This is a genomic window from Pseudoalteromonas sp. UBA2102, assembly GCF_002331165.1.
Taxonomy (GTDB): domain Bacteria; phylum Pseudomonadota; class Gammaproteobacteria; order Enterobacterales; family Alteromonadaceae; genus Pseudoalteromonas; species Pseudoalteromonas atlantica.
Genome location: NZ_DCYU01000091.1, coordinates 89,823 through 103,189 on the forward strand (window position 1 = coordinate 89,823; position 13,367 = coordinate 103,189).

A 13,367-nucleotide genomic window follows, 5' to 3' on the forward strand; every position below is an offset into this window, starting at 1 on the left:
AACATTTTAATAATTCATCGCTAAGTTCAAAGCGCGTAAAGCCTGTGCCCTACGCGCTTTGTTAGCGCTTAACTAGGCCGAAAGACCTGCTTTAAGCTCATTGGGTTTCATAGGTAAATTACGTAACCGCACACCAACTGCATTAAATACCGCATTTCCAATAGCTGGCGCAACGCCAATTACTCCAGGCTCACCTAAGCCCATTGGAAACTCATCACTTTGTACAAACTCTATGTCCATATCGGGCACATCTTGCATTCTAAGTGGTAAGTAAGTGTTAAAGTTAGTGGCTGCTACTTGTCCGTTTTGGTAATTATTTGATTCATGTAACGCAAGGCTTGTGCCCCACAATAACGAACCTTCAAGCTGGGCTAGTGCACCATCGGGGTGAACAATTAAACCTGCATCTACCACGGCGTAAAGCTTTTTAAGCGTAATTTTGCCATCGCTTTTATTTACGTGCACATGGGCTGCTGTGGCAATCCACGCTGGCATATTACGCTCTTGCCCTGAACTTACTGAAAAACCAATGCCTTCATTTTCACCCAGCTTAACATTTGCGACCTTCGCTGACACTTTTTTAAGTACCGCATTTAAGCGCAGCGCTCCGCCTACGCTTTCAGGAGCTTTACCTGCTTGTTTACCTTTGCCATCGAGCATTGATAAACGAAACTCAACCGGATCAATCCCTTGTTTGTGCGCTATTTCGTCGATAAAAGACTCTAAGCTCCATGCTATCCAGCCAGGGCCTACCGAGCGAAGCCAGCCTGGGGTAAATGTACTTTGCGCTAATTCGTTATTAATTGCCCGGGCACGGTGGTTATCCATGCTGTACCAGTGATCGGCTCCAGAGGCTGAAAATGCATCAAACTTACCTTTGCCATCAACCCCTGGTGATAAAAAGCCAGGTGCCATTGCTTTTGTTGGCCAACCTGCTGCAAAAGCATGCTCCATTGCACTGAGCTCGCCATTTTCATTAAACGAAGCTGTTAATTTAGCTGTAGAGGCAGAGCGTGATTGATCAAATAAGCTATCGTCTGCGCGCGTAAATACCAGTTTTACAGGTTTGCCAATTGCTTTGGCTGTTAATGCTGCAGGCACAGTCCAATCACCAAATAAACGACGCCCAAATCCACCGCCTAAATAATAAGGGCGAATAATAACGTTATTTTGTTCAACCTCTAACGCCTTGGCCAATGCAGGTAATGTTAAAGACTGCCACTGATTACCGGTGTGGATAATCCACTTGTCTTGTTTAAACTCTGCCACCGCGTTCAGCGGCTCTAATTGATAATGGCTTGCTGTTGCTGTGGTGTACAGTGACTCAAGCGACTGCGTTGCCTCAGCCTGCATTTTAGTGGTATCACCTTCATTAACAAATAAGGTGCCAGCGTTGCTATCGTTACATAATTTTTCGCCCAGGGATTGAATATCGGCCTCTGTAACATTAGCTGTTTGCCCTTTTTTATAAGTTACTTTTAGCGCATCTACCGCTTTAATAGCACTGGGGTAATTGTCAGCTAAAACCACCACCCAGCCTTGTACGGTATTACTCGGGTCGTTTAAAATCTCAAACCCTTTATAGCCTTTTATTGCTTTTGCAGCGCTATCGTCCACCTTTGTCACTTCACTACCATAGCGTGTTGGTGGGATCACAGGGCGCGCATACACCATGCCTTCCAGCTCTACATCTATACCGTATACGGCACTACCATTTGTTTTTGCCGGAATATCAAGCGCTTTAAAGTCTTGTTTTAAACCCGTTAAGTGGCGTTTATTGGCAGGCTTTAACGGCAGTTTTGCAACTTCTTCACTGCTAAAGGTACGGTTAAACTCACCATTTTTAACAATATCGGCATAACTGAGCGATTTATCGCCTGCAATTATGCGCCCTTTTCTGGCGTGGCACTGCTCAGGCTTAACCCCCAGCATACTAGCTCCAGCGTCTATAAGGGCTATACGCCCCGCAGCGCCAGCTTGTGAAAGCGGCTTAAAGCTTTGAAACACCGACCACGAGCCACCTGTAACCATGTAGCCCCACTTTTCGTGAGTATCTACATACGTGATTGATACTTTATCCCAGTCGCACTCAAGCTCATCTGCCACAATACGCGCTAAGGCGGTGCCTACGTGTTGGCCCATTTCAGCTTTGGCAATACTAACGACTACTTCACCTTGCTGGTTCATAGTCCACCAAATTGTGGGTGAAAACGATTGTTGTGCAATCGACTCTTTGGCGCTAAGTTCACCTGAAAATAAAGCCGGAGCAAATGCCATAACCAGGCCAGCAGTTGCTGTACTAATCATAAAAGAGCGACGGTTTAAGTCTACGGTTTCGGTATTTTTTTGAAATAGTTTTTTCATTGTCGGCTCCAGTTACACGTCTAGCTCTTTGGGGTTAAACATTTGTACTGCACTTTGCGATTCATCAGCTGCACGTTGTATAGCCGATTTAATACGTTTGTACGCCATACAGCGGCAGTAGTTGCCATTCATATGATTTACTATTTCTTGATCTGTTGGATTTGGATTGTCTGCTAATAACGTAGCAGCTTGCATAATTTGCCCCGATTGGCAGTAACCGCACTGAGGCACTTGCTCATCGACCCACGCTTTTTGCAGCGGATGCGCGTTGTTAAGCCCTTCAATGGTCGTAATGTTTTTTCCTGCCACTGCGCCCACGGGTAATACACACGAGCGGGTTGCTTGTCCATCTAGATGCACTGTACATGCACCGCACATAGCAATACCACAACCAAACTTAGTTCCTTTTAACCCTATTTCATCGCGAATAACCCACAGCAAAGGTGTATCTGCACTTGCTTGCGATTTAACCTCTTTGCCATTAACTGTAAACGTCACCATAGCTTGCCCCTTGATTAAGCCTAAATAAAATTAAAGTAACGTATGACCCATACACGTTACTTTTTATACCACCGTACGTTGAAACTATTACGCTTTGCATTGCAGCGCACATTTAAAATGCGCGCTGGCACAACTGTTAAAAATTTAATCTCGTTTTGAACGTTTAACCTAAAGTTTAGGCTATATTTTTTTGTTTATTCGCTTACAGTTAGGTTGTTGTTATTATTAATAAACTGCTTTAATTGCTGTTGAGTGTCGATATCTGTGCTTGCCTGCTTAAGTAAAATGGTATTAACGTCAACCTGTGTATCGCGCAGTAAATGTTGAGCGCCTTTATCGCAATTTAGCGCTGCGAGTGTTTTAAAATCACAGGCAGGAAATACAGCAGGTACGCCAAGGCGCTCGCCATAATCAGCGCACCAGCGCGACGGGTTGTTGTTAAAATGAGTAATTAAAGTATTTATGTGTGTAGCACTAAGCTCAACCTGATCCGCCAGCATAAATAAAATCCCCTCTAATGAGTGCGCCTTACTTATAGTGTGTGTTGCCAGCGCAATGGATTTTCCTAAGCCTATTTGCCAGTGTGGGTTATGCAGTATTTCAACATTGTTATAGCCACGTAACGCGTGTTCAATTTGCGCATACCAAGCACCGCTAATAACGTATATGGGTAATGTGTCATCACCTTGTAAGGTATCTACGGCGCGGCAAATCATTGGTTTATTACCTACATCGGCTATAAGCTTACAGCCGTTAAAGCGCGACGATTGCCCAGCGGCTAAAATAACCTTTGCTATGCGCACCTTAGTTGCCCCAATTACTTAACGATGTAGCATCTTTATTAGCAAATACCGCATGAATTTCGCTAATGAGCGACAAAGCTATGCTCTCTGGCGAGTCGCCGCCCAAATTAAGCCCAACAGGACCAAATACAGGCGCTACTACCTTATTTACCGTTGTATTTGCATGCTCAAACACTTGCGCTCGGCGATGTGCAGGCCCCAGTAATCCCATGTACTTTAGTTGGCTTTGCTCAAGTGCGGCTAACGCCTGTGAGTCAAGCTCTACACTGTGGGCCATTAAAACAGCGGCATCCACTTTGTGCTGTTCGCAAAATTGTTTAAGCTGCGCAGCTGGGCAACGCAAAATATTATCGGCCTGCTTAAAGTAGTCTCTTTTAGCATTTGCAGCTCGGCTATCCCATACACTTACCATCCACCCGAGTTGTTTAGCAAACGCGTATACTGGTATCGCATCAGCGCCACCGCCAACAATTAATAAATGTGCGCTGGGGTAAATAGCCACTTTTAAACGTTGGACTTTATCTTGCTCTAAAAGCGTTGCTTTGCGGTTTAAAGATAAGTTATGTTGCTGCGCCACGGTTTTAAAAACGCCAGACCCCTTTGCCACTAAAGGTTTAATTTGCTGTGTGTAGTGCCCCGATTGCTTATTTTTAAGCGCATTAAACATGCTATCTAGTTGTAAGTATTCATTTTCACTATTAACGCTTTGCAAAATAATATGCACCACACCACCACAGCCAATTCCTAGCTGAAATGTTAAGTCGTCTTCATCGGTTGCATCGTAGGTAATAGTTCTAGAATGTAATGAGGTCATAACCTGTTTAGCGTGGCGCTGAATATCAGCCTCTAAACAGCCACCCGAAAGCATGCCTAAGCGCTGGCCAAGGCTTGAAATAAGCATCATCGCGCCCAATTTTCGATAGCTAGACCCTTCAATTTGGTACAAGGTTGCGAGCACCCATTGTTGTTCATCACGAAGCGGATACCACGTATTGAGCATTCCTTTTAAATCAGTAACCATAAACTGCAGCCATTACAAACCTTAATATGCGCGCGTTTTAATTATCACCATGGTGTCGCTTTGCTTCATTTGTTAGATATAACGAGGATGATCAAGCAACAAATAAGTGAGAAGCGTACGTGATATATTTTAAAATCGATCAGATAGGACGTTATTAAATATGAAATATTATCTTAGCATTTATCGAGGGCGAGGTGACCTGTGTGGATTGAAATTTTTCACTCTAGGTGCAATTAAATCGCCTTCAAAGGCTTTGCCCTGACTAAAAACCAAACGCCCTGTTGTAAATTCATCCACCGAAGTACGCCTCGCGCTAACTTCCTTAATAAGCGTAAAATTTATAAAAAGTTACACATGCTTAATTAGCAAACAATACGTTAGCTTTTTGGCTAATGTGAGCCTTAGCTTAAATAAGCATTAATCTTCAATTAAATCGGTGAGCGTATTAATCAGCTCATCAAACTCATTATTTACACTCTCGCGTTGCTGCTCACTCAATGTGGTATTTAGCTCAATAAGTAGGTTTACATAGAGCGCTAAGTTTGCATCATTACTGGCTAATAGTTCTTCGCTCATATACGCTTCTCGCTGTGTAATTACATAGCTTAATTGTTTTACAAATTCAGCCTCACTGAGCGCTTTATTTAAAAGTACTTGCTGCGCTGCATTTAAACGCGTTTGCTTGTACTGATGCCAAAGCAATGAAGAGTCATAATGAGCATTGTTAGCTTGGGTAATAAGCTGCGTTTGCACAGGGGTTAACTTTCCTAGCCATTGCTTGTAGTAATCGAGCTGCCTTTCTAGGCGCTCGCTTTTGCGCTCCTGCGCTGTTAATTCAGTAAACTCTTCGTATTCTTCGTTAATTTGCGTTTGGATATTAGCAATAAGCTCTTCGCGCTGCGTATAAGTAAGCGTAAGCCCTAACTGCGCGAGCGGTATATGCGCGTGTTCAAGAATGTTTTGAAAATGAGCTCTGGCCAATACCACTTGCGACTTTAGTTGCTGATAGTCTAACTGCTGATTAAATAACACTTTTAAATTTAGGATATCTTGCTTGTAGGCGGGTAATTGCGTGGTGCGGTGCCACTGCTGGGTTGTGTTAATAATACTTTTTAGTTGCTTGTTTTGCTGCTTATTTAGGTCAATGTAGTCATCTACCCAAAACGACGAAAGCCACGTTAAGTTATTATAAGTAAACGAAGCCGAACAACTACACAAAAAGAGCAGACTGAGCGCAATGGCTACGCGCGAAACTTTTATATTTTTTATTTTAAACATGAAATCCTCAACTAACGCTTTCTCTCAAACTCTCACATAATACGCAAAGATGTTAATTTATTTTAATTGATAATAATTATTATTTACTGTTGACACTCCGTCAAATCTAAATAATAATTAATCGCATAAATAAAGTGTAACGACCTCAGTGCCCAAGGAAGAAATACAGCATGGATGCTGACATTTTGTTTTAAGCGCGTGACTGCTTAATGGCTATTATTTACTCGACCCAAGTAATAGCATAAAAGTTCATCTCTACTTGCTACATTGCTCATATTAGTGACGGTTAATATGACATTAAAAGCGCAGGCCTTGGCTTGCGCTTTTTTACTGCTTTAAATTTTCTGTAATATCTGTATCTTACGCTTATAAGCAGCGCATTATTAGCAATATAATTGCTTATTTAAGCTATAATTACCACAACAGCTTGGCTAAGTGTTAAACGAGCATATAATCACCAAAGCGTTAGTATTTCACTTAACTCCAAGCACTTGCACCATTTTATACGTGGCTATTAAATAGTAAGTACAAAGTGTTGCAATAAAACAGGTTTTTATACATACACATTGCAACTATTACCTATTGGAGACATGGCTATGTCACAGTTTAATTTAAAAGCATTAATACTCACTGGCGTTTTGCTTTCAAGCCCATTTGCACATGCAACTCTTGAAGACGGTATAAGAGCTGCCAACGAAGGCGAGTTTGCGACGGCACTAAAAGAATTTGAATATTTAGCTGATAAAGGCTTTGCCCCTGGTATTTACGAACTAGGTAAGCTTTACGAGGGCGGCTATGGTGTTACACGCGACTACTTTAAAGCGGCAGAGCTTTATAAAGAAGGCGTTAAAAAAAATCACGCTGACTCAATGTTTGCGCTAGCGGTTTTATACGATGAAGGCAAAGGCGTAAAGCTTGATAAGCAAATGGCGGTTACGTTATTTGAAAAAGCAGCGAAAAAAAACCTCCCCGCCGCACAATTTAATTTAGGTGTTATGTATGCAAATGGCGAGGGCGTAACGCGCGATTATAAACAAGCCAGAACGTGGTACGAAAAAGCCGCTGCTAATAACTACTCACTGGCGCAATTTAATCTGGCGCTCATGTATTTTGAAGGCCTAGGCATGCCAAAAGACTTAGAGAAGTCGTATGTGTGGAACACCATTGCAGAATACAACGGCAACATGCAAGCAAGCCATAGCCGTAAGCTAGATGAGCGTAAAATGCTACCTAAAGAAATAGAAGAAGCAAAAGAAAAAGCCGACAAAATCTACGAAAAAATACTCGCAGGCACGTACGCCGGTGAAGGTCGCTTATTTTAATTTTCGCCTAGCTAAACCTGAGCGTTTCACAAGGGCAAATGCATCTCGCATTAGCCCTTTTTTATATCAATTTACTTAATATATAAAAATTTAAGCAACTTAATAATAAGGTTGCTCTGTTTGAGTAAAAGCGCGGTACGCGGGTTAAACGAGCTAGACACCAAGGTGTTTTTTGCATGACTAAAGGTTAAAAACCCTTCTGTACCATGATAATGCCCCATTCCAGAATGCCCAACGCCACCAAATGGCACATCGTCTGCTGTCACCTGCACTAAGGCATCGTTTACAGCAACTGTACCACTTAATGTTTGCTCCATTATGTAATCTTGAGCGTGCTTATCTTGGCCTAAAATATATAGCGCTAAAGGGTGATTATGCGCTTTTATGTAGCTAATTGCCTCAGCGAGCTTTTCGTAGGTTTTAATAGGCAAAATGGGGCCAAATAACTCATCTTGCATTAGCGTCATATCATCGCTAGGTGCGGTAACAATATGCAAACCCATTCTATGCTTTTGTTTGTCTTGCTGGTTTTGATCTAGCGGCTTAATAACTTGCGCACCTAACTGCTGTGCTTGTGTTAAATACCCTTCTAAGCGAGTGTAATGCGCATCGCTAATAATTGACGTTAAGTTTTTGCCTTCAACCCCGTCTTTAAAGTGCTTTTTATAAAGCTCGCACAATTGCTGCACCAGCTGATGCTCAAGGGCCTTAGGCACAAATACATAATCTGGGGCTACACAAATTTGCCCCGCATTAGCCATTTTACCAAACAGTAATGTTTGCGCTGCTTTTTTAATATTAGCTTGCTCAGTAATGATCACCGGCGACTTACCACCAAGCTCTAAGGTAACAGGAGTTAAATTTTCGCTGGCCGCTTTCATAACCAGCTTGCCCACTGACGTTGAGCCAGTAAACAGCAGATGTGCAAATGGCAGTGCAGAAAACTCACTCGCTACATCGCTTGCCCCTAACACCACTTTACAGTGCGCTTGTAGCTCGTCTGCAAATATTTTTTCGATGACTGCATTAGTATGCGGGGTAAATTCGCTGAGCTTAAGCATAACTCTATTACCTGCAGCAATGGCGGTAATAACAGGCACTAATGCCAATTGTATGGGGTAATTCCATGGTGCAATCACACCAACTACACCAAGTGGCTGGTAAGTCACACTCACTTTTGATGGCCACAAACTTAAGCTAGTTGAGCGCTTACTGGGTTTTGCCCATTTTGGCAATTTTTTAATAATGTGCGCTAAGCCCTGAACCGTTGGCAGAATATCGCCAAGTAACGTATCGAACGCGGTTCTGTAGCCAAAGTCTTTTGATGCTGCATCGATAAGCGCTTGTTCATTACTAACAATGCGTTTGTGCAACGTTTTTAATAATACGATACGCTTATCTATCGGGAGGTACGACTGGGCTAAAAAGCTATTTTGCAGCTCATTAAACGTATCGCTGAGTGACGGTGTGTGTGTGCTATCAGTATCCAAAGGTGCTACTCGTGTATCATTTTGCTACGACTATAACGCCGTTCTGATTTTCGAGCAATAACACTAACTATCTAAAAATTACCGCTTTTGTAGGAACAAATAGCCACAATTAACCACTACTCGCTCAATAATTTAGCCCTTAAATTACTTTTATTTAGCTCGTTAGCGGCTCACAAGGCAGCGTAATAATAAATTTAGCACCGCCTTGCTCGCGGTTCTGTGCGCTTAGCGTGCCATTAAGCGCGCTAATAATTTGCTTAGAAATACACAAGCCAAGCCCTAGCCCATCAACCGATTTAGTACTGTAAAAAGGCTCAAAAATAGTGTCTATATCGTGCACTTCTATACCCGGACCGGTATCTTCAATACATAGTTGCACACTATTATTTAGATAATTGGCACTGATACTCAGCTCGCGAGTAATACACCCTTGCATTGCTTGGCTGGCATTCGATATTAAGTTAACTAACACTTCTTCAAGGGCCGCTTTATCTGCTAACACGTTTAATTGGCTGTCAATTTTAGGCGGTAAAACACTTATATTGTCCTGCTTTAGCTGGTTTTTATTAATCTCAAGTGCCTTGGCTACTGATTCACTTAATGGCACTTCGCTAATAATCGTTTTTGCAGAATCAGAAAAATAATTTAGCTGTGCAACTATCTTATGCACTCTTGCTACTAAGGCTTCAACAAACTGTAAATTTTCGTTTAGGGCTTCAAACTTTCCTTTAGCTAGCAAGCGTTTAGCACTGGCTAAGTAAGTATTAATGGTATTAAGCGGGTGATTAATTTCGTGGTTAAAGCCCATGCTAAGCTGGCCAATTGTTGCAAGCTTAGTTGATTGTACAAGCGCATCTTGCTGTGCTTTAAAAGCATTAGTACGTGCACTAATTTCCTGACTGACACTGTGATGGGAATAAACCAGCTTTTTAACGCCAACAAAGCGCCTTAAAACAACATACCCTAGGGCAATAATAAGCGCATAAATTACCACAAAGCCAAATAACGCCGGTAATTGGGCAATATTAGCATTAGATACATTTACTAATACGGTAACCGATGCGTTCAAAAAGCGTAATTTTTGCTCTACCGATAAATAGTTATGCTCATCAATTGTGCTAAACAGTAACCTTTGTGATGTGTAATTTGAATGGGCAATCAGCTTAGGTTGATAATCTAAATACGCACGACGCTGAGCGATGTCTCGACGATGAGTAATATCGAGTGTAGAAAACGTATTCAGGCGCCAATTTTCCATATCTGAAATAGCAATCACACTATCTTCTAGCTGCACATAAAAGTGGCTGCCTTTGGCGGTATTTAAAAGCTCACGGTCACTTTCAAATTTGTTCACATTAACTTTTAAAACAACAACCCCTACCGCTTGATTATTGTTATAAATGGCTTGTGAAAAATAGATGCCTCGCTCTTTTGTACGCATACCTACGGCAAAATACGCTACTTTTTCACCTGCAAATGCGCGCTTAAAATACGGTCTAAACGACAGATCGCTGCCTAAAAAGTTATGATCGGCCTGCCAGTTACTGCTTGCAATCACAGCGCCTTGTTCATCAAGAATATAAATATCTGAGGCACCACTGGCTTGTTGTATATCAGCTAAGTAGTTATTAATCTTTTTTTCGTTATTTTGCGCCGCACCTAAAAAATCAATAACCTCATTGTTATAGGTAAGAAGCTGAGGAATTTTTGAAAAACGCGCAAGCTCAGCATCAATATAATGCTTTAACTGAGTTGCTTGCTGGGCTGCTTTTTGCTCGGCCTGATTATAATAATGAGTTCGGCCATAGCAAAACACGACCGACAATAGCACTATCAGTACAACAAAAGATAAAAAAAGTTTTTTAGAAAAGGAGAACATGCCCTAGCTCACAACAAAATAGCTATAAAATTTAAGGGCGCTAGTTTAACGGGTTATGGGCGCTAACAACAGAAACTTTGTGTTAACAAATACAATAAATCTTAATTTATTTATAAACTGCTGCAAGTCTGCACTGACTCGCAACAGTAAACATCATTAGCGGTACTAAAATTACGAGTTAGTGGCTAATTGAGGCTTATTTTTAGCGTACTTGTATAAGCCGATCAGTGAAGCTGCAATCCAGAAAATCTCAATTACAAAGCTTGCAAGGTTAAAGTTGTAACACAAACTTATTAACAGCAAAATTGCCCCTGTTAAATTCATTATGTTGTACAATAACCCCGTTGGGGATGCTTTATTAAGTTGTAATAAAAAGAATGCACCAACAACTAAGAAAGTACCCGCCATACCTACAATATCAAATAACAGTGCTATCACACGTTTATCCTTTGCTTAAAAAACCCAACTAACTGGCCCTATCCTTGGGGAGGGTGTTTTTCAATCATTGAAACAGCAAAACCGGGCGAGTATATCAGGCTTGTTTATTGGTTCAAGGTCAATTGTCCGCCTTACTAATCAGCAAATCTAAGCTTTTGTAGTTATTACATTTTTAAACGTATTGGGTTATTTAAAGGTAACCTTACCGCCAATTATTTTATAAGCTGGCGTACCGCGTATGATTGCTGGGCGCGCAAATGGGCGCTCGCATTGGGGGCAAATACACGGTGTAGTTGTGTAATCTTGGGTTATTCGCTCTATAAAACACTTTACTAAAGCGCCTTTGCCACCTTTCCTATATTTAAACAGCGCCGCTTTGCAAGCAGAGCAAAAAATATCGACTGTTTTAGTCGGCCCTTTTTTATTTGGCTTAGCCATACACTCCTTAACATATCTACGTAGATACAAAGCAGGCATTTTAGCAGTTAATAAATAAAAACGTTACAGAAGCTAGGCAAACTGCCTAATAAGCGGTGAAGAAAAACGCAGGGGATTAAATAATAGGTACGATATAAAACGCCATAAAAGCGTTTCGCTAATCTCTAAAAAACAAACGGTTTAATTGCGCTGATAACACATTCATATTAAATGGTTTAATAATAAACCCCGACACTTTTGCTTTGATAACTTGTTTTACTGTATCAGCGTTATCTTCGCAGGTGACCATAATAACAGGTAAATCGACTAAGGATTGGTCGTGGCGTATGTTATCGAGCAAGTTTACACCGTCTACTTTAGGCATGTGTAGGTCGGTTATTACTAAATCAAACTTTTGCTGACGCAGTATTTTTAACGCCTGTTGGCCGTCAGTTGCCTCCACAACATTTTTGTAATCAAGCTGCCTTAACATATTAATTAATACGTGGCGCATAAGTGGCATATCATCAACGACTAATATTTTCATAATTATCTTTATTGTATTTTAGCGCTTAGCTTAAAGGTGGCGCCTTATCTAGCGTACTTAGGGCCATACACCTATAATAAAACCCATTAATGTAAATTGTAATGTGTAATACCCTGCATTAATTATAAATAACTTGATTGGCCGCTGCTCATAAATGTAACTGAGGCCCAGCGAGCTACCTACCCAAAACAAACCGATGGCAAAACCTGTAAAGGCACCCTCTCCCATTCCGGCCTCTTTACCTAAAAATAATGAAAGCACCACCGCCGACAAAAGTGCAAGTACCATACTGCCGCCGAAAATTAACGCCGGTTTTGCTGTTTGTAAATCAAGCTCCGTAAGGCCTGTACACTCTAACCAGGCATTTTTAAAAAAAGCGTTTGAATACCAAATACCGCCAAGCATAAAAGAGGAAAGCGCCGCCACAAGCACGGCAAAAAAATTAACATCAGCAAAATTCATACATACTGCCATAATGCATAGTGTACAAGGGTATTTTGACTGTAGTTAAAAATACCCTAAGCAGCAAATTATCGCCTTTAAAATATATGGTATAGGGCGTGTTGGTTTTTGTGGAGGCTTTTAAAAATCGCCATAGGTGGCACGCGTTTGTGCCTTTAAATCGGTTGGCGAAAGCGCTACCTCAAGCCCTCGCTTACCTGCACTTACATACACTGTTTTAAAGGCTATAGCGCTTGAATGAATATAAGTGGTTAGGCGCTTTTTTTGCCCTAGCGGGCTAACCCCTCCCAAAATATACCCTGTAGCGGCTTGTACCTTTGGCGCGCTTGCCATTGCGATCTTTTTAGCGTGACTGAGTTTGGCCAATTGCTTTAAATTTACTTGCTGGGAAACCGGTGTAACGGCAACAATTAACTGCCCTTCATTGGTTTCAAGCACGAGGGTTTTAAATACCTGCTCACTGTTAAGGTTTAACTTTTCAACGGCTTCTTGGCCATAACGCGTTGTATTAGCATCGTGTTGATAACTAAGTACATCGTGAGGCACATTTTGTTTTTTCAGTAATTCTATTGCCGGGGTCATACAATTTAGCCACATTATTTTAAGCGCATTATTAATCTACAATAAGGGTTAATCATTTTGAAGAGTAACTTAATAGCAGATACGTAAAAAGCCTCTTATTTACGAGGGTATAGGTACAAAGGGTAAAGCAATGTGGATCAATTACACAAGGCAACAAAATAGCTCAGTGAATTAATCGATTGAGTATACGCACTTTATAATATTGCTAAGTCGTGCCCAGCAAAATAGTTAAATCACAGGAATTTGAGCCAAAAAAAACGGTG

13 protein-coding genes are annotated in these 13,367 nt (G+C 41.3%); 1 reads left to right on the forward strand and 12 read right to left on the reverse strand.

The genetic code is table 11. The features are described from left to right. Positions 1 to 72: 72 nt before the first annotated feature. From B2R65_RS12855 to B2R65_RS12875, 5 genes are all read right to left on the reverse strand, one after another. Positions 73 to 2,364, reverse strand: coding sequence for a xanthine dehydrogenase family protein molybdopterin-binding subunit (locus tag B2R65_RS12855; protein WP_286743240.1), 2,292 nt, complete (start codon positions 2,362 to 2,364; stop codon positions 73 to 75). A gap of 12 nt (positions 2,365 to 2,376) precedes the next feature. After that, the gene (locus B2R65_RS12860) at positions 2,377 to 2,865 is read right to left on the reverse strand and encodes a (2Fe-2S)-binding protein (RefSeq protein WP_029771953.1); all 489 of its coding nucleotides are present in this window, start codon (positions 2,863 to 2,865) and stop codon (positions 2,377 to 2,379) included. Positions 2,866 to 3,059: 194 nt separating this feature from the next. Further along, a complete protein-coding gene (locus tag B2R65_RS12865; protein ID WP_273607978.1) occupies positions 3,060 to 3,668 on the reverse strand; it encodes a nucleotidyltransferase family protein in 609 nt (202 codons plus the stop codon). A gap of 1 nt (position 3,669) precedes the next feature. Continuing rightward, positions 3,670 to 4,689 carry an XdhC family protein gene (locus tag B2R65_RS12870; protein WP_273607979.1) on the reverse strand — a complete coding sequence of 340 codons (1,020 nt, stop codon included), beginning with the start codon at positions 4,687 to 4,689 and terminating at the stop codon, positions 3,670 to 3,672. Between the two features lie 417 nt (positions 4,690 to 5,106). Beyond that, on the reverse strand, positions 5,107 to 5,967 hold the full coding sequence (locus tag B2R65_RS12875; RefSeq protein ID WP_273607980.1) for a DUF6279 family lipoprotein: 861 nt from the start codon (positions 5,965 to 5,967) through the stop codon (positions 5,107 to 5,109). Between the two features lie 596 nt (positions 5,968 to 6,563). Between B2R65_RS12875 and B2R65_RS12880 the strand changes: the two genes are divergently transcribed. After that, positions 6,564 to 7,289, forward strand: a complete 726-nt coding sequence (locus B2R65_RS12880) for a tetratricopeptide repeat protein (RefSeq protein WP_024032214.1) — start codon at positions 6,564 to 6,566, stop codon at positions 7,287 to 7,289. A 71-nt stretch (positions 7,290 to 7,360) separates the two neighbouring features. Here the strand turns inward: B2R65_RS12880 and B2R65_RS12885 are convergent, their stop codons facing one another. The 7 genes from B2R65_RS12885 to ybaK form a co-directional block, all read right to left on the reverse strand. After that, the gene (locus B2R65_RS12885) at positions 7,361 to 8,779 is read right to left on the reverse strand and encodes a coniferyl aldehyde dehydrogenase (RefSeq protein WP_286743247.1); all 1,419 of its coding nucleotides are present in this window, start codon (positions 8,777 to 8,779) and stop codon (positions 7,361 to 7,363) included. Positions 8,780 to 8,933: 154 nt separating this feature from the next. Further along, complete coding sequence (locus B2R65_RS12890) at positions 8,934 to 10,658, reverse strand: ATP-binding protein (protein ID WP_273607982.1); 1,725 nt, start codon at positions 10,656 to 10,658, stop codon at positions 8,934 to 8,936. 171 nt (positions 10,659 to 10,829) lie between these two features. Beyond that, positions 10,830 to 11,096: a CBU_0592 family membrane protein gene (locus tag B2R65_RS12895; RefSeq protein ID WP_004588716.1), complete on the reverse strand. Its 267-nt coding sequence runs from the start codon at positions 11,094 to 11,096 to the stop codon at positions 10,830 to 10,832. A gap of 186 nt (positions 11,097 to 11,282) precedes the next feature. Then, positions 11,283 to 11,534, reverse strand: coding sequence for a hypothetical protein (locus tag B2R65_RS12900; protein ID WP_004588717.1), 252 nt, complete (start codon positions 11,532 to 11,534; stop codon positions 11,283 to 11,285). 157 nt (positions 11,535 to 11,691) lie between these two features. Next, the gene (locus tag B2R65_RS12905; protein ID WP_273588436.1) at positions 11,692 to 12,060 is read right to left on the reverse strand and encodes a response regulator; all 369 of its coding nucleotides are present in this window, start codon (positions 12,058 to 12,060) and stop codon (positions 11,692 to 11,694) included. Positions 12,061 to 12,117: 57 nt separating this feature from the next. After that, a complete protein-coding gene (locus B2R65_RS12910; protein ID WP_054981852.1) occupies positions 12,118 to 12,522 on the reverse strand; it encodes a DUF1761 domain-containing protein in 405 nt (134 codons plus the stop codon). A 120-nt stretch (positions 12,523 to 12,642) separates the two neighbouring features. Further along, on the reverse strand, positions 12,643 to 13,104 hold the full coding sequence (ybaK, locus tag B2R65_RS12915) for a Cys-tRNA(Pro) deacylase (protein ID WP_273607983.1): 462 nt from the start codon (positions 13,102 to 13,104) through the stop codon (positions 12,643 to 12,645). Positions 13,105 to 13,367: the final 263 nt, after the last annotated feature.

Coding starts and splice junctions, on each gene's coding strand:
- B2R65_RS12855 (WP_286743240.1), bottom strand. CDS start 2,364: ATGAAAAAACTATTTCAAAAAAATACCGAAACCGTAGACTTAAACCGT.
- B2R65_RS12860 (WP_029771953.1), bottom strand. CDS start 2,865: ATGGTGACGTTTACAGTTAATGGCAAAGAGGTTAAATCGCAAGCAAGT.
- B2R65_RS12870 (WP_273607979.1), bottom strand. CDS start 4,689: ATGGTTACTGATTTAAAAGGAATGCTCAATACGTGGTATCCGCTTCGT.
- B2R65_RS12875 (WP_273607980.1), bottom strand. CDS start 5,967: ATGTTTAAAATAAAAAATATAAAAGTTTCGCGCGTAGCCATTGCGCTC.
- B2R65_RS12880 (WP_024032214.1), top strand. CDS start 6,564: ATGTCACAGTTTAATTTAAAAGCATTAATACTCACTGGCGTTTTGCTT.
- B2R65_RS12890 (WP_273607982.1), bottom strand. CDS start 10,658: ATGTTCTCCTTTTCTAAAAAACTTTTTTTATCTTTTGTTGTACTGATA.
- B2R65_RS12900 (WP_004588717.1), bottom strand. CDS start 11,534: ATGGCTAAGCCAAATAAAAAAGGGCCGACTAAAACAGTCGATATTTTT.
- B2R65_RS12905 (WP_273588436.1), bottom strand. CDS start 12,060: ATGAAAATATTAGTCGTTGATGATATGCCACTTATGCGCCACGTATTA.
- B2R65_RS12910 (WP_054981852.1), bottom strand. CDS start 12,522: ATGAATTTTGCTGATGTTAATTTTTTTGCCGTGCTTGTGGCGGCGCTT.
- ybaK (WP_273607983.1), bottom strand. CDS start 13,104: ATGACCCCGGCAATAGAATTACTGAAAAAACAAAATGTGCCTCACGAT.